This is a genomic window from Pseudoxanthobacter soli DSM 19599, assembly GCF_900148505.1.
Lineage (GTDB): Bacteria > Pseudomonadota > Alphaproteobacteria > Rhizobiales > Segnochrobactraceae > Pseudoxanthobacter > Pseudoxanthobacter soli.
On sequence record NZ_FRXO01000010.1, the window covers coordinates 40,683 to 57,353 of the forward strand.

Sequence of the window (16,671 nt, forward strand, 5' to 3'; positions counted from 1 at the left end):
TCGTCGATAAGCCCTCGTCAGTCGTTTCCATAATGCTGCCCTCTTGCCGGAATGTCGGTTCGGGAGCAGGCTTGCCACTTGAAGCCGACTTGAGGTCAAGCATGAAATTTCTCGATATCGGCGAGGTCGCGGCAAGAAGCGGCGTACGGCCGTCGGCGTTGCGCTACTACGAGGAAGCCGGGCTGATCGCGTCCGTGTCCCGGCACGGGCTGCGCCGGCAGTTTCCGCCGGAGGTGCTGTTGCAGCTCAAGCTGATCGCCATGGGCAAGCAGGCGGGCTTCACGCTGGAAGAGATCGCCGGCATGTTCGGCCGGACCGGCACGCCCGATCTGCCCCGCGACGTGCTCCACCGCAAGGCCGACGAGATCGACCGCCAAATCCACGACCTGACGGCGCTCCGCGACACGCTCCGCCACGTCGCCGACTGCCGCGCCCCCACCCACATGGAATGCCCCACCTTCCGACGCCTCGTCGACCTCGCCGGCAAACGCGGCGAAAGGCGGGGAACAACGGCAAGGAGGAGGAAGACGCCAGCTCCCGGATGAGATGAAGGCGCGCGATGTCATTGATGGCCCGGGATCAGCCAAGCGCTTCTATTGCTGGCGAGAGACGCAGTGGCGGACAAGACGGGAGGGGGTATATTGCGGTAGTTAATATAAGTATTGACGTCTATTCTGTGTTGTGATGTACATGGATGGTTATGTTCGTCGACGATAGTCGAGCCAGAGCTTTTATGATGAAAAAATCAAGAAGAAAATCCGAAAATAAGCTGGCTGATTCGGTGCTAAAACGGCGACGTCTAGAATCCCGTCGAAGGCAGTTAGATGAATTTCTATCGCGCGTTCATGACGACGAGGCCTTTCTGCGAATGTTATGGGCTATGGACGCGATAGAAGATGGTGATGATAGGAGCCAAGCGGGATGGAGTTGGTTTTATAGGCCGCCGCAAGAGCTTTTAGAGATTTTGAACGTCAGGGGGAAATTCTTCCATAAATGGCTGATCGAGACTCTCGCCAATGAATTAATTGTCGTAAATAAGGCTCGCAATATTCCAGGAAGGCCAAGCAAGATAGTAGATTGTCATAGGCTAGAGGCGGCAGTCCAAGCTGTTAATCTGCTTCACAAGCTTGAGGACGCGGAAGATGGCCTCACCCTTAGACGAGTTAGCGTCTTCACCCAGATGCACCGAATGGCCCAACGTCAGTTTCCGTGGCAGCGTGGAAAGGTCACGCGCCGCGCTTTTTACAGATCATCGTTTCTCTACACTTTTCCTGAGGCTCAGGAGCAATTTCAAGAACGATACGGAATTTCAATCTGTGATTTTTCTTTAGTTGCATTTTCACTTTATGCCCTCTTCGAAGAATATTCGGGTGTAAAACTCCCATTCGATGTAAGCAAAATTGGGATCGATCGAGCCGCTGGCGAAAGAGCGCTGCAGCTTTTGACCGTCAGTTTGCCTGAAGCGCAGGCGGCTGTGAGAAAATTCAAGGCGATTAGTACCCATACCAGTTACACCGCGAGTGTTTTTCGAAGTTCGCCGATTGTTCGATTTCCAAAGGTACTTGTTGCCCCAGTCCCCGATCTCATAATCGAGCGAATTACAGAGGGACTATACTACGATATTATAACTAAAGCGGATGGGGCTACGGCTAGAGATATATCCGCTAAATTAGGAAAAGTTTTTGAGAAATATTGTTACGATATTCTTATTGGATATCTGAGTGAATTTGATATTATTAAAGAATTCCAGTATAATGGGCGACACAGCCCCGATCTAATGATGCTTCAGAAAGGAAAAATTGCTGTCGCGATAGAGTGCAAGGCGAAAAAGGAACCAATTGTCGCAAAATTCGGCGAGGAGAAAGAGGCATTGCATTCGCCGGGAATAGACGATTTGGCAAAGGGAATATTTCAGATATGGCGCTTCTTATCTCACGTTCGGCGGGGAATTGCGCGGTGTGCTCACGGGGTGGAAAAGTCAGTGATCGGACTATTGCTTACGCTCGACACTTGGTTAGAGGCATCGGATGGTCAGCGTGCGGAAGTAAGACGAAGGGCAGGGGAGTTGGCTGACTTGGAGGGCAACATAATAGGGGAGGACCGGTGCCCAATCGCCCTATGCCATGTGAGAGATCTGGAAGCTCTATTGGCGTGCGCTTCAGACCAGGACGTTCTGCGGACACTTGCTGTCGCCTCGACGCCGGAGAGGCAGGGCTGGACCTTGGAGGGCATTTATCATGAGTTGACGGACGCGGCGGTTATTTCCAAGCCTGATCCATTTGCAGATCGCCTTAATGACGTCGCCCCATGGATAGCATATTCAAGTGGCGTTCGTAGATAGCCATCAACCGTCGGTCATATGTGGTCCGACTGCGAAAAACATCCGCCTTAGTATGGTTACCGCGAACACGGCTGGCGACAATGCTGTGGCTCAACTAGGTCGATGGCGGAGACGAGGGGATTCGAACCCCTGATACGAGTTTCCTCGTATAACGGTTTAGCAAACCGCCGCCTTCAGCCTCTCGGCCACGTCTCCAGCGCGGAAATCCCTAGCCGCTCCATCCCGTGGGCGCAATAGCCCGGTTGTCGAAAACGTGTGAAACGGGGAACAACGCCGCCCCGGCCGGCCGGAAAGCCGGCACTGGCCCGCCGCGATATGAGGGGCGGACCGACACCCCGCGGTGGCGATGCCGTTCGCGACTTCGGGTGGCCTTAGGCCGTTGCCGGCATTGGCGCGGCTCAGCGCTCGATCTCGCAGACGCCGCGCGCGACCAATGTTTTCCAAAGGGATTCGGCATCGTCGGCATATTCGAACAGCGAGAGGTCGGCGGCGTCGATCATGCCGTCCTCGACGAGGCGGTCGAAATTGATCGCGGCCGACCAGTAGGCCCGGTCGAACAGCACGATCGGGATCGGCGGCGACTTGTTGGTCTGGCGCAGCGTCAGCACCTCGAACAGTTCGTCGAAGGTGCCGAAGCCGCCGGGAAAGGCAACCAGCGCGTTGGCGCGCATCGCGAGGTGCATCTTGCGCATCGCGAAATAGTGGAAGCGGAAGGTCAGGTCCGGCGTCTGGTAGGCGTTCGGCTCCTGCTCGCGCGGCAGGGAGATGTTGAAGCCGATGGTCGGCGCCCCGGCTTCCCGTGCGCCGCGGTTGGCCGCCTCCATGATGCCTGGTCCGCCACCGGTCGCGATCACGTTGTCGCGCAGGCCGTCCTGCACCCGGAGCGCGCCGCCGCGCTCGGAGGCGATGCGGCCGAAGGCCAGCGCCTCGTTGTACCAGCGGGCGTGGCGGTCGCCGGTGTCGGGCCGCACCCGCGCGCTGCCGAACACCACGATGGTGGAGCGGATGCCCCAGGCGCGCAGTTCCTCCTCCGCCTTGGCATATTCCAGCAGAAAGCGGAGGCCGCGCATCGAATCGCCGAGGAGATAGTCCTGGTCGAGCGCCGGCAGCCGATAGGAGGGCGAAGCCATCTGCGCCGCATTGGGCTTCGCCGCGGGCGCGCCGACCGGCTCGATGCCGGATTCCGCTCCGCCGGCAAGGGAGGGTTCGGTGGCGTTCGGATCGGTCATGGCGCGTCCTCGTCTGTCCCGGCCGGCCCTCTCGTTGTCGTGGCGGGGCGCTCGGCCGGTCCGGAGCATAGGCCGATTCCGGCGCGGACGTCTTCCGGTGCAGACGTCTTCCGGTACATGCGTCGACGCGCATCGGCGCGGCGATGGGCGCGTTTCCACCGCATGGTCTCATCCGGTCCACAGGCCATCGCCCGCGCTCCAGGCGTTCGGGCACATCCCGCGCGGGCCGTTTCGGCCGGAACCGGGATATGCTCCAGTCTCGCGGGGATGAGGAGGCGCCGGCATGTCCGGCGGCGATGCGATGAGCGGTTTGCGGAACGACGGCGCCGGCACGGCCGGGCAGGCCAGGGTGATCGGCGAAGTCTCGGCCGTCGAGATCGGGCTGGGACCCGGCCTGCCGGCGTTCGCCACGGCCCGCCGGGCGGAGATCGAGGCCCACTGGCAGGCGCGGCTTGCCGCCAACCCGGCGCTCTTCAACGGCGCCGTGCTCGGCTTCGAGCGCGTCTCCGTCGCCGGCGGGCGGCTTTCCGCGGTCGCGCGGCGGATGGATTTCGCCACGCTCCTCGCGCTGCTCGACTGGCGCCCGGCCGGCGTCGACCTCTTCAACCTGTTCGGCGCGGCGGCGATCCTGTCGAGCGACGGCCGCCTCGTGCTCGGCCGCATGAACGGCTGGACTGCCAATCCCGGCCACGTCAAGTTCGTCGGCGGCACGCCCGATGACAGCGACGTCACGGCAGACGGTCGGGTCGATCTCGTCGGCTCGATCGCGCGCGAATGCGCCGAGGAAACCGGCCTCGATGCCGCCGATGCGGTGGGCGCGCCGTCCTTCCTCGTCGTCGCCGACGGCCCGCTCGTCGGCCTCGTCGGCGTGCTGCGCTTCCCTTGGAACGCGGCGGACCTGGTGGGCCGCATCGAGCGCTTCATCGCCGCCGATCCGAATGCGGAAATCGAGGCGGTGGTCGCGCTCTCCCGGGTGTCCGATGCCGCCGGCCTCGATATTCCATGCTACAACCGGGTCGCGCTCGACGCCCTGCTGCCGCGGTGACGGTGCGGGGCACGTCAGTTCCGTTCGCGTTGCCAGGGGTTGCCATGCCGCGCCGTTTCGTCGTTCTCGACGTCTTCACCGACCAGCCGCTCACCGGCAACGGGCTTGCCGTCGTTCGCGATGCCGAGGGCCTCGACGACGACGCGATGCAGGCCATCGCCCGCGGCTTCAACCTGTCGGAAACGATCTTCATCCTGCCACCGGAAGGCGCGGCCCACACCGCCTCCGTGCGCATCTTCACGCCCGCCAAGGAACTGCCGTTCGCCGGCCATCCGACCGTCGGCGCGGCCGTGCTGCTGGCGTTCGACCGCTTCGGCATCGAGGCGGCGGGACAGGAATCCGTGGTGGTGCTGGAAGAGCGCATCGGCCCGGTGCGGTGCGGCGTCGCGCTCGGCGCCGACCGTGTCGGCTATGCCGCGTTCGACGTGCCGCGCGTGCCGGTGGAAATCCCGTTCGTGGCCGACAACGAGGCGATCGCCGCAGCGCTCGGGCTGCTGCCCCGCGAAATCGGGTTCGAGAACCATGTGCCGAGCGCCTTCGCCGTCGGCGGTCCGTTCGTGTTCGTGCCGGTCGCCGGCCTTGAGGCTGCCGCGCGGGCGAAGCCGGTCGCGTCGGATTGGGCGCGGGCCTTCGCCAGCGAGGCGCACTCCGTCTACCTCTATTGCCGCGAGACCGTGCGGGCCGACGCCGGCTTCCACGCCCGCATGTTCGCGCCCGATCTCGGCATCGGCGAGGACCCGGCAACCGGCTCCGCGGCTTCGGCCTTCGCCGGCGTGGTGCACCGGTTCGATGCGCTGCCGGATGGCGTGCGCGAGGTCGCCATCGAGCAGGGCGTTGAGATGAAGCGGCCTTCGTTCATCAAGCTCGAGATCGCGGTCGACGGCGGCGCCATCTCCGGCGCGCGGATCGGCGGCAATGCCGTGATCGTGCAGGAAGGGGAACTCCTGCTCTGATGCCGGTTCCGGATGCCGCCCGGGGCGCGGCCGATCCCACAAGCGCGGTCCTGCCGGTCGAGGCCGCCATGCCCGCGCTGCTCGATGCGCTGGCGGGGCAGGGGCGGGCCGTGCTGGTCGCCCCGCCGGGCGCCGGCAAGACCACGCGGGTGCCGCTCGCGCTCCTCGGTACGCCCTGGCGGCAGGACGGCCGCATCGTCGTGCTGGAGCCGCGCCGGCTCGCTGCCCGCGCGGCCGCCGCGCGCATGGCCGCGACGCTCGGTGAGCCCGTCGGCCGCACGGTCGGCTTCCGCGTGCGCGGCGAGGCCCGCATTTCCGCCGCGACCCGCATCGAGATCGTCACCGAGGGCGTGTTCACCCGCATGATCGTCGACGATCCCTCGCTGGAGGGCGTCGCGGCGGTGCTGTTCGACGAGGCCCACGAGCGCAGCCTCGACGGCGACCTCGGTCTCGCGCTCGCGGTCGAGGCGCGCGACGCGCTGCGGCCCGACCTGCGCGTCGTCGTGATGTCCGCGACCATCGATGCCGCGCGGTTCGCCGGCGTTCTCGGCGGCGCGCCGGTGGTGGAAAGCGCCGGCCGCATGTTCCCGGTCGAAACCCGTTATCGGCCGCGTCCGGCAGGCGAGCGGATCGAGGACGCCATGGCCGCGGCCATCCTCGCCGCGCTTCGCGACGAGGGGGGCTCGGTGCTCGCCTTCCTGCCCGGCCAGGCGGAAATCCTGCGCACGGCCGAGCGTCTCGCCGGCCGTCTGCCGCCCGATGTCGACCTTGCCCCGCTTTACGGCGCGCTCGATCCCGCGGCGCAGGATGCCGCCATCCGCCCCGCGCCCACGGGGCGGCGCAAGGTGGTGCTCGCCACCGCAATCGCCGAAACCTCGCTCACCATCGAGGGCGTCCGCATCGTGGTCGACGGCGGGCTGTCGCGTCGCCCGGTCTACGAGCCGGCGACGGGGCTCACGCGGCTCGAAACCGTGCGCGAATCCCGCGCCGCCGCCGACCAGCGTCGCGGCCGCGCCGGCCGCATCGAGCCGGGCGTCTGCATCCGCTTGTGGGATGAAGGGCAGACCGCGGCGATGGCGCCGCATGACCGGCCGGAGATGCTGGAAAGCGATCTCGCCGGTCTCGTGCTCGATCTCGCGGCGTGGGGCGTCGCCGATCCCTCGGGCCTCGCCTTCCTCGATCCGCCGCCCGCTCCGGCCTGGGCCGAGGCGACCGATCTGGTGCGCCGGCTCGGCGCTGTCGACGAGGCCGGCCGGCTGACGGAGGAGGGGGCGCGACTGCGGGCGCTGCCGCTGCATCCGCGCCTCGGCCACATGGTGCTGCGCGCGGCCGCGCGGGGCGAAGCGATGCTCGCCGCCGAAATCGCGGTGGTCGTGTCCGAACATGGCCTCGGCGGCCGCGATGCCGATCTCAGGGAGCGTGTCCGGCGTCTGCGCGGCGAACGCGGCCGGCGGGCGGAAGAAGCCCGCCGCCTCGCAACTAGGTGGGCGGCGCTCGCTGGCGCGGCCGGCAAGTCAGAGGATGGCGACGTCGACCACGCCGGCGCGCTGCTTGCCTTCGCCTTTCCCGAGCGTGTCGCCCAGGCGCGCGGCGCGACCGGCGGCTTCCGCCTCGCCAACGGGCGGGGCGGGCGGATCGATGCGGCGGATGCGCTTGCGCGCGAGCCGTTCCTCGCGGTGGCGGAACTCCAGGGCGCCGCGGAGAACGCCCGCATCCTGCTCGCCGCGCCGATCAGCCGGGAGGAGATCGAGGCCGATTTCGCCGAGGCGACCACGTCCGCGACGGAAGTGACGTTCGACCGTCCGGCCCGTGCGGTGCGGGCGCGGCGGGTGCGAAGGTTGGGCCGGCTGGTGCTCGCCGAGGAGGCGGTGCCCGTTCCCGCCGACGAGGGCACCAAGGCGCTCGCCGCCGGCATCGCCACCCTCGGCGTCGGCGCGCTGCCGTGGACGCCCGGGCTGACACGGCTGCGCGGCCGCCTGCGCTTTCTGGCGAAGGCGCGCGGCGCGCCGTGGCCGGATGTGTCCGACGAGGCGCTCGCCTCCAGCCTCGAAGATTGGCTGATGCCCTATGCGCCGGGGGCTCTCCGGCTCGACGACATCACGCCGGCGGTGCTGGGGCTCGCGCTGGAAGGGCTGATCCCGGCCGGCGGCAAGGCGGAGCTTGATCGCCTCGCCCCCGCGACCCTGGAGACGCCCGCCGGCCGCAGCGTGCCGATCGACTATGACCGAGAGCCGCCGGCCGCGTCCGTCCGGGTGCAGGATCTTTTCGGGTTGGACTGCCATCCCGCCGTCGCGGGTGGCAGCGTGCCTGTGCTGCTCGAACTGCTGTCGCCGGCCGATCGGCCGATCCAACTCACCGCCGACCTGCCGCGGTTCTGGCGCGGAACATGGGCCGACGTGCGTGCGGACCTGCGTGGCCGCTATCCGAAGCACTCGTGGCCGGAAGACCCGGTCACGGCCGCGCCGGTGCGCTATTCGCGGCCGAGAAGCTGACCGTTCCGGCCGCGTCCGGAATTGGCGGGCATCACGGCCGGAAGCGGTGTCCGGCGGGCACGTAGAACCGCTCGGGCGTGCGGGCGAAGGCGGCGAGCCCTTCCAGAGCCGGCAGCGGATGCTGGATGAGGAAGGTCGGGATTTCCCGCACCAGCGCGGTGTGCGGGGCCTTGTCCTCGAACATCGCCCGGAAACGGCCGTCGTTGAGGTGGCTCGCGATGCGGGGGGCGATGCCGCCGGCGAGATAGACGCCGCCGCGCGCGAGATAGGTCAGCGCCAGGTCGCCGGCGAAACGGGCGAAATGCGTCACGAAGAAGCCGAGCGCGCGGATCGCGAGCGGGTTGCCGGCTTCGACCCCTTCCGTGACCGCGGCCGGGCTTTCGAGCGTCGGGTCGACGCCGGCGAGCCGGGCGACGGCGCGGTAGAGCCGCAAGAGGCCGGGACCGCTGATCAGCGTCTCCGGCGTGATGCGGCCGTGGGCGCGCTCCAGCACCTTCCAGAGTTCGAAGTCCTCATCGGTGACCGGGCCGAGATCCATGTGCCCGGCCTCGCTCGGCAGCGGAATCCACCGCTCGCCGGACTGCACCAGACCGCCGACACCGAGTCCCGTGCCCGGCCCGACCACGACGCGCGGCGCGCTCGGATGGGCGGTGCCGCCGCCGATCGACAGGATCGCATCGCCGGAAAGCACCGGCAGCGCCAGCGACAGGGCTTCAAAATCGTTGACGAGCACGAGTTCGTCGAGCCGCAGCGCGGAAATCAGCGAATGGGGATCGAATGCCCACGAGGCATTGGTCAGCACGGGCCGCTCGCCCTCGATCGGCCCGGCGAAGGCCAGCACGGCGGCGCGGGGATGGGGCGCGCCTGCGGTCTTCAGCACATCCAGCGCGGCGGCGTCCGGGCTCGGATAATGATGCGTCGCCACGGTGGGAAACACCTGGATCGGGCGCTGCGCATCTTCCACAAGGGCGAACCGCGCGTTGGTGCCGCCGATGTCGGCGAGCAGCACGGGGAAGGGCAGGGCTTCATTGGCGGACGATGCCGTCATGTCGTTGTCTTCCGGTTCGTGGCGTTTCGTGGGGCCTCGGCTTGCCGGCAACGGCAGGTCCGCCCGTGCCGGAGACTAGAGCATGATCCCGAAAAGTGCGAAGCGGTTTTCGGACAAGATCATGCTGAGGGGGAAGCGCGCGGAGCGCGCATGATCCCGAAAAGTGCGAAGCGGTTTTCGGACAAGATCATGCTGAGGGGGAAGCGCGCGGAGCGCGCATGATCCCGAAAAGTGCGAAGCGGTTTTCGGACAAGATCATGCCGGGAGGGCGCGCGGTGACGCCCGCCTGTCGCATCACGGCCATGACCGGATGAGAGGATCGGCGCAGCGAAAAGCCGCGCTGGCAGAGATGGCAGTCTGCGCTGTTGTCTGGCACAGTCCGGCGGAAGAGATCGGATAGGCGCCGCCCTTGTGGGGCCGCCGCACGATCCGGTCCGAAGGGAAACGCTCAAGACCTCCCGCGGCCCGGTCGGCGCGCGGGCGGCGGCACCGGAACCGACGACGCTGGCGGGGAGCGGGTGATGAGCGAAGACGAACAGGACGGCGGCAGCGCGACGTTCGGTTTTTCATCCCATATATTGCGGGCAGCCGTGCTCGGCGAGGTTCACGCCCGGCCCGCGCATCCGCTGGATCGCCCGCGCACGGTGCTCCATCTCGCCTTCCTCACCGGCCCGGAGGAAGCCGCCGCCGACCGCCTCGCGCTCGACCGTCTCGCGCTCAGTCTCGGCGTCGGCGGATCCGGGCCGGAGATGAAGCACTGCCGGTTCGATCTTCTCGGCGGCGTGTTGCGCTGGGAGCAGCATACCGAATTCACCACCTACACCTTCGACGCGCCCCCGGGCACGGGGCGCCTGCCGGAGCACCCCTTCGGTGTCGCCTTCCGCGAGCCGGGCCCGCTGATCGCTGCCGTCCGGGTGGATGTCCGCTCCGCGCCGGTGCGGACCGAGGACGGGCTCGACGGCTTCGATCCCATCAGCCTGTGCGTGTCGCGCGTGGCGGAGGGCGAGGCCGTCGTCGCCACCGATTTCCGCCAGGACGCCGACGGCTTCACCCGCATCCGCGTGCTCGACGCCGGCATGTCGCCGTCGCGGACAGGAACGCTGGTGCAGCGGCTGATCGAGATCGAGACCTATCGCACGCTCGCGCTGCTCGGCCTGCCGGAAGCCCAGCGGCTCGGCCCGGGAATCCGGCGCATCGAGACCGGTCTCGTCGCCTCGCTGGAGGCGATGAAGGAGACGCGCGGGCTGACCGACAACCAGCGCCTTCTCGCCGAGCTCACCGATCTTGCCGCCGCGCTGGAGGCCGATGCCGCGGCGACCGCCTACCGCTTCGGCGCCACCCGGGCCTATCACGAGATCGTCGAGGAACGGCTCGATGCCATCCGCGAGGTCCATGTCCAGGGCTACGGCAGCTGGCGCGGTTTTCTGCAACGGCGGTTCGGGCCGGCGATGCGCACCTGCCTCGCCATCGAAAACCGCCAGACCGATCTCGCCACGAAGCTGGCGCGGGCGGCGAACCTGCTGCGCACGCGGGTGGACGTGGAACTGGAACGCCAGAACCGCGACCTGCTGCATTCCATGAACCTGCGCGCGCGCCTGCAATTGCGTCTGCAGCAGACGGTCGAAGGCCTGTCCGTGGCGGCGATCAGCTACTATGTGGTGTCGCTGATCGGAAAGCTTGCCGAGGGCGCCCACGTCGAGGGGCTGCCGTTCCATCCGGAGCTCGTCACCGCGCTGTCGGTGCCGCTGGTCGTCGTGGCGATCTGGCTGGTGGTGCGCCGCATCCGCCGCCACCACGCCGGCAGCCGCTCGGACGTGCACTGAACGCGGCTCCCGTCCGCCCCAATCCGTCCGCTTTCGCCCTCACGGTCCGCGCTGGATTCGGTTGACTAGGAAACTTCATCCATCTAGTTTCCTAGTCAACAAAAGGCGAGGCGCCGCATGCAGTCTGTTTCCGATCTCACCGCCCACACGGGCTACTGGCTCAGGATGGTTTCCAACGCCGTGTCGCAGGATTTCGCGCGCAAGCTCGCGGCGGAGGGCGTGACGGTGGCCGAGTGGGTGTTCCTGCGCGCGCTCTACGATGTCGACAGCATGGCGCCGTCGGCGCTTGCCGGGAGGATGGGGATGACCCGGGGGGCGATCAGCAAGCTCGCCGACCGGCTCATCGAGAAGGGGCTGATCGACCGCGTCGACAATCCCGACGACAGGCGTGCCCACAGCCTGTCCCTCACCAAAGCCGGGCGAGCAAGGGTGCCGGTGCTGGCCGCGCTCGCCGACCGCAACGACGCGGACTATTTCGGCGTGCTGTCCGCCGATGAGCAGGACGCGCTGGGCCGTATCCTGAGGCATCTCGCGGAGCGGCGCGGATTGAAGGCGATGCCGCTGGACTGACCGGCGCCACCCGAGGTCGGTACCAACCGACAACGGCGCATCTCGCCGGGCGTCGCAAACGGCCGGCCTGATTTGACCTGCACACCAACCGAAAGGACCGCCGCCATGGACGCGGAACGGATTGCTATTGCCCGAAGCTGCCTCGATGCCGCCCACGACGGGACGGAGAGCTTCCCCACAATCGTCGGCCGGCTGATCGCCGCCGGCTTCGAGGGCTACGCGGTGGATTATCGCCGGAACACGCAGCTCTACTACCTGCCGGACGGCGACGGCGTGGAATTGCCGATGCCGCCTTCGCCGGGGGGGGCGGCGCCCGAATTTGACGCGGATCGTGTGGCGGCGCTCGTGCGCTGGGCGCAGGCGAACGGGCCGGACTACAGCTATGCGGGGTTCTGCACCCGCGCGAAGGCTGCGGGGTGCGCCGGCTATCTCGTCTCGTTCCCAGGCCGCCGCGTGCTCTATTACGGCCGCACGGCCGAGACACACGTCGAACATTTCCCGCGATAGGCGGTTTGTCACTCAGCAAAAAGGCCGGTCCCTGGAGCGCACTTTCCCCCAGGATCGCCTCGATCCGAGCGGGATGTGCCTCAGGGCCGGCCATATCCTGCCGCGTCACGTCGCGGCCGGGGAGGTCCGCGGACATCCCCGGATCGTCTGTCGGTTGCGCGGGCTCAGGCGCCTGCGTGTGCGCCCGCCCGCGGCCGCTCCTGCGCCACGGCGGCTGCGCGAACGGCTTCCTGCACCTTCTCGAACGCGCGCACCTCGATCTGGCGCACGCGCTCGCGGCTGACGCCGAACTCGGTGGAGAGGTCCTCCAGCGTGATCGGATCGTCGACCAGCCTGCGCGCCTCGAAGATGCGGCGTTCGCGGTCGTTCAGCACGCCGAGCGCATTGGTGAGGAGGCGCTTGCGGCTCTCCAGTTCCTCGCTCTCGGCCAGCATCTCTTCCTGGTTGGTGGATTCGTCCACCAGCCAATCCTGCCACTCGCCGCCTTCGGAATCCGCCCGAAGCGGCGCGTTGAGCGAGGCGTCGCCGGAAAGCCGGCGATTCATGGAAATCACGTCCTCGGCTGGAACGCCGAGCTTCTGCGCGATCTGGGCGACCTGTTCGGGCCGCAGGTCGCCATCCTCCAGCGCCTGAATCTGGCCCTTCACCTTGCGCAGGTTGAAGAACAGCCGCTTCTGGTTCGCGGTGGTGCCCATCTTCACGAGGCTCCACGACCGCAGGATATATTCCTGGATCGAAGCCTTGATCCACCACATCGCGTAGGTCGCGAGCCGGAAGCCCTTCTCCGCATCGAAACGCTTCACCGCCTGCATCAGGCCGACATTGCCCTCGGAGATCACCTCTCCGATCGGCAGGCCGTAGCCGCGGTAGCCCATCGCGATCTTCGCCACGAGGCGCAGGTGCGACGTCACCAGCTTCTGGGCCGCTGCCGGATCCTCGTGCTCGCGGTAGCGCTTGGCGAGCATGTACTCTTCCTGCGGCTCCAGCATGGGGAACCGACGGATCTCTTCCAGGTAGCGGGACAGCCCGCCTTCGCCGGCTGCAATTGCGGGAAGCGATGCCTGGGCCATGTGAGCGCCCTTTCCTTCAGGTGCCTGCTGCAGTTCCCTCGGCGTGAGCGGAACCGGAGAGCGTGCCTCAACGCGTCCGGACGCTCAGCCAAGCCGCCCGGTCGGGGTGCGAACACCTCGTCCCCACCATCATCGTCGAATGGCGATGGAAAGGGAAGAGGTTTTCATCGCCATTCGACGATGGGTGTTCCGCGACGACGCAGGCGGGCCGGCTTTGCCGACTATCGAAGTCCATTATGTCCAAAGCGCGTCAGGGCGCTTCCGTGTTCCGTGCGGGTGCTTGCCGGATCGCACGGCCTTGCCGTGTCACCTCGGCACGCTCAGTATTGCCCGACCGCGATGCGGTTCCGGCCTTCGCGCTTGGCGCGGTAGAGCAGGGTGTCGGCGGCCGCCAGCAGGCTGTTCGACGTCTGTGCGATGACCCGTTCCGAGCACACCGCACCCACGCTGACAGTCACGATGCCGGCATCGGCGAGCGCGTGCGGTATCGCCAGATCCGTGACGGCAAGGCGCAGCCGGTCCGCGACCATCGTCGTTTCGGCCAGTGCCGTGCCCGGCAGCAGGCACGCGAATTCCTCCCCTCCGAAACGCGCCGCGAGCCCGGCCGATCCATCGACCGTCGCGGCGATGGTGGCCGCGACGCGCCGCAGGCAATCATCTCCGCCGAGGTGGCCGTAGCGGTCGTTGAATGCCTTGAAATGGTCGATGTCGATCAGCATCAGTGCCAGCGGCTCCCCGGAACAGGCATGGCGAGAGACTTCGCCGGCGAGCGCCTCGTCGAAACGGCGGCGGTTACCGATGCCGGTCAGTCCGTCCGTGATGCTCATCTGGTAGATGCGCTCGTTGAGCGCCTTCAGCTTCGCCTCGTTGCGCCGCCGCTCGGTGATGTCGCGCACGATCGAACAGTTGAAACGCATCCCGTCGACGCACACCAGGTTCGCCGTGACCTCGATCGGCACCTCGACGCCGTCCTTGCGGGTGTTGACCGTTTCAAGGGTGACAGTGCCCAACCGCTCCAGTTCCGCCCAGTGCTCGCGCCACCGCTCCTCGCTGAACAGCGGATCGACATCGCAGACCCTGCGCAGACGGAACTCTTCCATCGTGAAGCCGAGAAGACGTTGCGCCGCCTTGTTCGCGGAAACGTACCGGCCGTCGCGATCGGTCCAGATGATCATGTCGGCGATCGCGTCGATGGAATAAAGCGCCAGCTTGGCTGTCAGATCACCTTCAAAGGCTGTCATGTGTCACTCGTTCGCGGCTTGACCAACCCGCGGCCAGACGCGTGCCTGTCTCCTCTGAAAATCGAACGCCAAGGCGCCCACGTTACGTCTGCACGTTTCCGGTCCCGCCCGATCTCGGCTTTTCACGCCACGGCTTCTCAAGTCTCGGCTTCTGTGTGCCGACGGCCCTTCGGTGCGCTCGTGCCCGGCGTTTTCCGAGGCCCACGGAAGCGCCGGTCTCCGGTACGATCGACCAGAGCCGGATCCCGGTGCTTCAAGGGCTTCTACGAGCGCAACGCGGTTCTGGATGAATCGGCGGTGGATTTGTCACCGCACCCCGCGAAATGCCTCGATCAACGCTTCGAAATCGGCCGGGGGCTCGCTCTCGAACCGCATCACCTCGCCCGTCAGTGGATGCTCGAACGCGATCACCGCCGCGTGGAGCGCCTGGCGCGGAAAGCCGGCCGCGGCCGAGCGCGCCGGCTCGGGCAGGCGGTTCGCCTTGGTGCGGAAGCCCGCGCCATAGTCCGCGTCGCCCACGAGCGGGTGGCCGATATGGGCCATGTGAACCCGGATCTGGTGGGTGCGCCCGGTCTCCAGCCGGCATTCGATCAGGCTCGCGATCGGCTCGTCGCCGAGGTCGTAGCGTTCGAGCACCGTGAAGTGGGTCACGGCATGGCGTCCGCCGGAGCGCACCACAGCCTGGCGCTGGCGGTTCTGGGGTGAGCGGCCGAGCGGTGCGTCCACGGTGCCGCCGCCCGAAAGCGGCTGGCCCCAGACGAGCGCGACATAGGCCCGCTCCAGCGCGCCGGTGCGGCCGTGGTCGGCGAACTGCGCCGCGAGCGAGCGGTGGGCGCGGTCGGACTTCGCCACGACCATCAATCCGCTGGTGTCCTTGTCGAGCCGGTGGACGATGCCAGGCCGGCGCACGCCGCCGATGCCGGAAAGGCGGTCGCCGCAATGGGCGAGCAGGGCGTTCACCAGCGTCCCCCGGGCGTGGCCGGCGGCGGGGTGCACCACAAGCCCGACCGGCTTGTCGAGCACGATCACGGCCTCGTCTTCATAGACGATGTCGAGCGGGATCGGCTCGGGCTCCGGCTCGGCCGGTTCCGGCGGCGGCATCTCGACGGCGATCCGGGCGCCCGCGTTGACCCGGCGTCCCGGCTCTCCTATCGTCCGCCCGTCGATGCCGACATTGCCGGCGCGGATCAGCGCCTGGATTCGGGCACGGCTCGGCGCCTCGGCGCCCATCGCTTCCGCGAGCAGCGCCGTCAGAACGGCATCGATCCGACCGCCGGCCGCCGCGTCGTCGACCGTGACCTCGATCTGCCGGCCCGAGGCGTCTTCGCCGTCCTCGTCCCAGTCCTCAAACACGCGATCCTGCGCAAGATCGTTGCCGGACCCACTTTCAGCAATGCCGCTCACCAAAGACTCCGATTCCGCAGACGCCCCCGAGAAGCCGCTCGACCCTGCCGCCGAACGGCTGCAGAAGCGCCTGACCGGCCTCGTTCGCACGTCCGGCCTGATCATGGCCGCCGGCTTGCTCGCCGTCTTCTCAGTGATCCTCTATCGCACAATCGGTGGCGGCGCGCAGGACCGTCGTGCCGTCCACAGCGCCGATATCGCCGTAAGCGCGGCCTCCGGCGCGCGCATCCTCTCCACCGATCTCGACGGCAACGTGCTCGCGATGCTGGTCGAGGACGATGCCGGCCGCTCGGTGGTCGTGGTCGATCTCTCGACTGGCTCGGTCATGTCCCGCGTGCGGCTGGTGGCGACGCCGGGCGCGTCCTGATCAGCGAAGCAGCAGCACGCCCGCGCCGGCGCCGGCGAGAATCAGCAGCGCCGGGTTGATCTTGCGCAGGAACATCACCGCGAACACCACCGCGGCGAAGATCACCGTGATCACCTCGGTCGTCGCCGTGCGGGCGACGGCGATGGTGCCGGAGGCCATCAGACCGACGACGATCGGCGCCATCGCGCGCTGCACCGAAAGCCGCCACGGCGAGCCTTCGAACCGGCCCCACAGCCGGTTGGTGGCGAGCGCGATGAAGCCGGCGGGGCCGAAGAAGCCGACGAAGGCGATCAGCGCGCCGGTGAAGCCGGCGACGTGATAGCCGATCACGATCACCATCAGCATGTTCGGCCCGGGCGCGAGCTGGCCGAGGGAATAGATGTTGCGGAACTGGTCGTCGGTCAGCCAGTGATGCGCCTCGATCGTGAGCGTCTTCATCTCCGGCAGCACCGCCGTTCCGCCGCCGATCGCCAGGATCGACAGCAGCGAGAACACGCCGAGCAGGCTCCAGTTGGTTTCGTTCATCGCGGCGCGGCCTTGTCGGAGCGGATCGTGGTGGCGGAGCGGGCGGTCATCGTCGC

The 16,671-nt window shown here is 67.4% G+C and carries 15 protein-coding genes and 1 tRNA gene; 9 read left to right on the plus strand and 7 right to left on the minus strand.

What is annotated here, in order from left to right; all coding sequences use genetic code 11:
- Window positions 1-101: 101 nt before the first annotated feature.
- Window positions 102-545, plus strand: coding sequence for a helix-turn-helix domain-containing protein (locus tag BUF17_RS18565; protein ID WP_073631521.1), 444 nt, complete (start codon window positions 102-104; stop codon window positions 543-545).
- A 149-nt stretch (window positions 546-694) separates the two neighbouring features.
- Complete coding sequence (locus BUF17_RS22740) at window positions 695-2,341, plus strand: hypothetical protein (protein ID WP_139282599.1); 1,647 nt, start codon at window positions 695-697, stop codon at window positions 2,339-2,341.
- A gap of 103 nt (window positions 2,342-2,444) precedes the next feature.
- Here BUF17_RS22740 and BUF17_RS18570 read toward each other — a convergent pair.
- Window positions 2,445-2,536: transfer RNA gene (locus BUF17_RS18570), tRNA-Ser, on the minus strand.
- 203 nt (window positions 2,537-2,739) lie between these two features.
- On the minus strand, window positions 2,740-3,471 hold the full coding sequence (locus tag BUF17_RS18575; protein WP_073631658.1) for an LOG family protein: 732 nt from the start codon (window positions 3,469-3,471) through the stop codon (window positions 2,740-2,742).
- Window positions 3,472-3,853: 382 nt separating this feature from the next.
- On the opposite strand from BUF17_RS18575, the gene BUF17_RS18580 reads away from it, so the two are divergent.
- Genes BUF17_RS18580 through hrpB form a run of 3 tightly spaced genes read left to right on the plus strand, consistent with a single transcriptional unit; the run spans window position 3,854 to window position 8,060 of the window.
- Window positions 3,854-4,615, plus strand: coding sequence for an NUDIX hydrolase (locus BUF17_RS18580; protein WP_073631523.1), 762 nt, complete (start codon window positions 3,854-3,856; stop codon window positions 4,613-4,615).
- Window positions 4,616-4,659: 44 nt separating this feature from the next.
- Entirely contained in the window at window positions 4,660-5,568 is a 909-nt protein-coding gene (locus BUF17_RS18585) for a PhzF family phenazine biosynthesis protein (RefSeq protein WP_073631525.1), read from the plus strand.
- Complete coding sequence (gene hrpB, locus BUF17_RS18590) at window positions 5,568-8,060, plus strand: ATP-dependent helicase HrpB (RefSeq protein ID WP_073631527.1); 2,493 nt, start codon at window positions 5,568-5,570, stop codon at window positions 8,058-8,060. Before BUF17_RS18585 ends, hrpB begins: the two co-directional genes overlap by 1 nt.
- A 31-nt stretch (window positions 8,061-8,091) precedes the next feature.
- On the opposite strand, the gene BUF17_RS18595 is transcribed toward hrpB, so the two are convergent.
- Window positions 8,092-9,108: a glucokinase gene (locus tag BUF17_RS18595; RefSeq protein WP_073631529.1), complete on the minus strand. Its 1,017-nt coding sequence runs from the start codon at window positions 9,106-9,108 to the stop codon at window positions 8,092-8,094.
- A gap of 521 nt (window positions 9,109-9,629) precedes the next feature.
- Here BUF17_RS18595 and BUF17_RS18600 point away from each other — a divergent pair.
- From BUF17_RS18600 to BUF17_RS18610, 3 genes are all read left to right on the plus strand, one after another.
- A complete protein-coding gene (locus tag BUF17_RS18600) occupies window positions 9,630-10,931 on the plus strand; it encodes a DUF3422 family protein (protein WP_073631531.1) in 1,302 nt (433 codons plus the stop codon).
- Window positions 10,932-11,048: 117 nt separating this feature from the next.
- Window positions 11,049-11,501: a MarR family winged helix-turn-helix transcriptional regulator gene (locus BUF17_RS18605; RefSeq protein ID WP_073631533.1), complete on the plus strand. Its 453-nt coding sequence runs from the start codon at window positions 11,049-11,051 to the stop codon at window positions 11,499-11,501.
- Between the two features lie 105 nt (window positions 11,502-11,606).
- On the plus strand, window positions 11,607-12,008 hold the full coding sequence (locus tag BUF17_RS18610) for a DUF1398 domain-containing protein (protein WP_073631536.1): 402 nt from the start codon (window positions 11,607-11,609) through the stop codon (window positions 12,006-12,008).
- Between the two features lie 164 nt (window positions 12,009-12,172).
- Here BUF17_RS18610 and rpoH read toward each other — a convergent pair whose 3' ends face one another.
- From rpoH to BUF17_RS18625, 3 genes are all read right to left on the minus strand, one after another.
- Entirely contained in the window at window positions 12,173-13,078 is a 906-nt protein-coding gene (gene rpoH, locus BUF17_RS18615; RefSeq protein ID WP_073631538.1) for an RNA polymerase sigma factor RpoH, read from the minus strand.
- A gap of 320 nt (window positions 13,079-13,398) precedes the next feature.
- Entirely contained in the window at window positions 13,399-14,319 is a 921-nt protein-coding gene (locus tag BUF17_RS18620; RefSeq protein WP_073631540.1) for a GGDEF domain-containing protein, read from the minus strand.
- 306 nt (window positions 14,320-14,625) lie between these two features.
- The gene (locus tag BUF17_RS18625; RefSeq protein ID WP_244530952.1) at window positions 14,626-15,723 is read right to left on the minus strand and encodes an RluA family pseudouridine synthase; all 1,098 of its coding nucleotides are present in this window, start codon (window positions 15,721-15,723) and stop codon (window positions 14,626-14,628) included.
- On the opposite strand from BUF17_RS18625, the gene BUF17_RS18630 reads away from it, so the two are divergent.
- A complete protein-coding gene (locus tag BUF17_RS18630) occupies window positions 15,713-16,090 on the plus strand; it encodes a hypothetical protein (RefSeq protein WP_073631542.1) in 378 nt (125 codons plus the stop codon). The genes BUF17_RS18625 and BUF17_RS18630 overlap by 11 nt on opposite strands.
- Here BUF17_RS18630 and BUF17_RS18635 read toward each other — a convergent pair whose 3' ends face one another.
- Window positions 16,091-16,615: a chromate transporter gene (locus tag BUF17_RS18635; protein ID WP_073631544.1), complete on the minus strand. Its 525-nt coding sequence runs from the start codon at window positions 16,613-16,615 to the stop codon at window positions 16,091-16,093.
- Window positions 16,616-16,671 lie beyond the last annotated feature (56 nt).

Excerpts from the sequence above, each read along its gene's own strand:
- BUF17_RS18565 (WP_073631521.1), top strand. The coding sequence starts at position 102 with ATGAAATTTCTCGATATCGGCGAGGTCGCGGCAAGAAGCGGCGTACGG.
- BUF17_RS22740 (WP_139282599.1), top strand. The coding sequence starts at position 695 with ATGGTTATGTTCGTCGACGATAGTCGAGCCAGAGCTTTTATGATGAAA.
- BUF17_RS18575 (WP_073631658.1), bottom strand. The coding sequence starts at position 3,471 with ATGGCTTCGCCCTCCTATCGGCTGCCGGCGCTCGACCAGGACTATCTC.
- BUF17_RS18580 (WP_073631523.1), top strand. The coding sequence starts at position 3,854 with ATGTCCGGCGGCGATGCGATGAGCGGTTTGCGGAACGACGGCGCCGGC.
- BUF17_RS18585 (WP_073631525.1), top strand. The coding sequence starts at position 4,660 with ATGCCGCGCCGTTTCGTCGTTCTCGACGTCTTCACCGACCAGCCGCTC.
- hrpB (WP_073631527.1), top strand. The coding sequence starts at position 5,568 with ATGCCGGTTCCGGATGCCGCCCGGGGCGCGGCCGATCCCACAAGCGCG.
- BUF17_RS18595 (WP_073631529.1), bottom strand. The coding sequence starts at position 9,108 with ATGACGGCATCGTCCGCCAATGAAGCCCTGCCCTTCCCCGTGCTGCTC.
- BUF17_RS18600 (WP_073631531.1), top strand. The coding sequence starts at position 9,630 with ATGAGCGAAGACGAACAGGACGGCGGCAGCGCGACGTTCGGTTTTTCA.
- BUF17_RS18605 (WP_073631533.1), top strand. The coding sequence starts at position 11,049 with ATGCAGTCTGTTTCCGATCTCACCGCCCACACGGGCTACTGGCTCAGG.
- BUF17_RS18610 (WP_073631536.1), top strand. The coding sequence starts at position 11,607 with ATGGACGCGGAACGGATTGCTATTGCCCGAAGCTGCCTCGATGCCGCC.
- rpoH (WP_073631538.1), bottom strand. The coding sequence starts at position 13,078 with ATGGCCCAGGCATCGCTTCCCGCAATTGCAGCCGGCGAAGGCGGGCTG.
- BUF17_RS18620 (WP_073631540.1), bottom strand. The coding sequence starts at position 14,319 with ATGACAGCCTTTGAAGGTGATCTGACAGCCAAGCTGGCGCTTTATTCC.
- BUF17_RS18630 (WP_073631542.1), top strand. The coding sequence starts at position 15,713 with ATGCCGCTCACCAAAGACTCCGATTCCGCAGACGCCCCCGAGAAGCCG.
- BUF17_RS18635 (WP_073631544.1), bottom strand. The coding sequence starts at position 16,615 with ATGAACGAAACCAACTGGAGCCTGCTCGGCGTGTTCTCGCTGCTGTCG.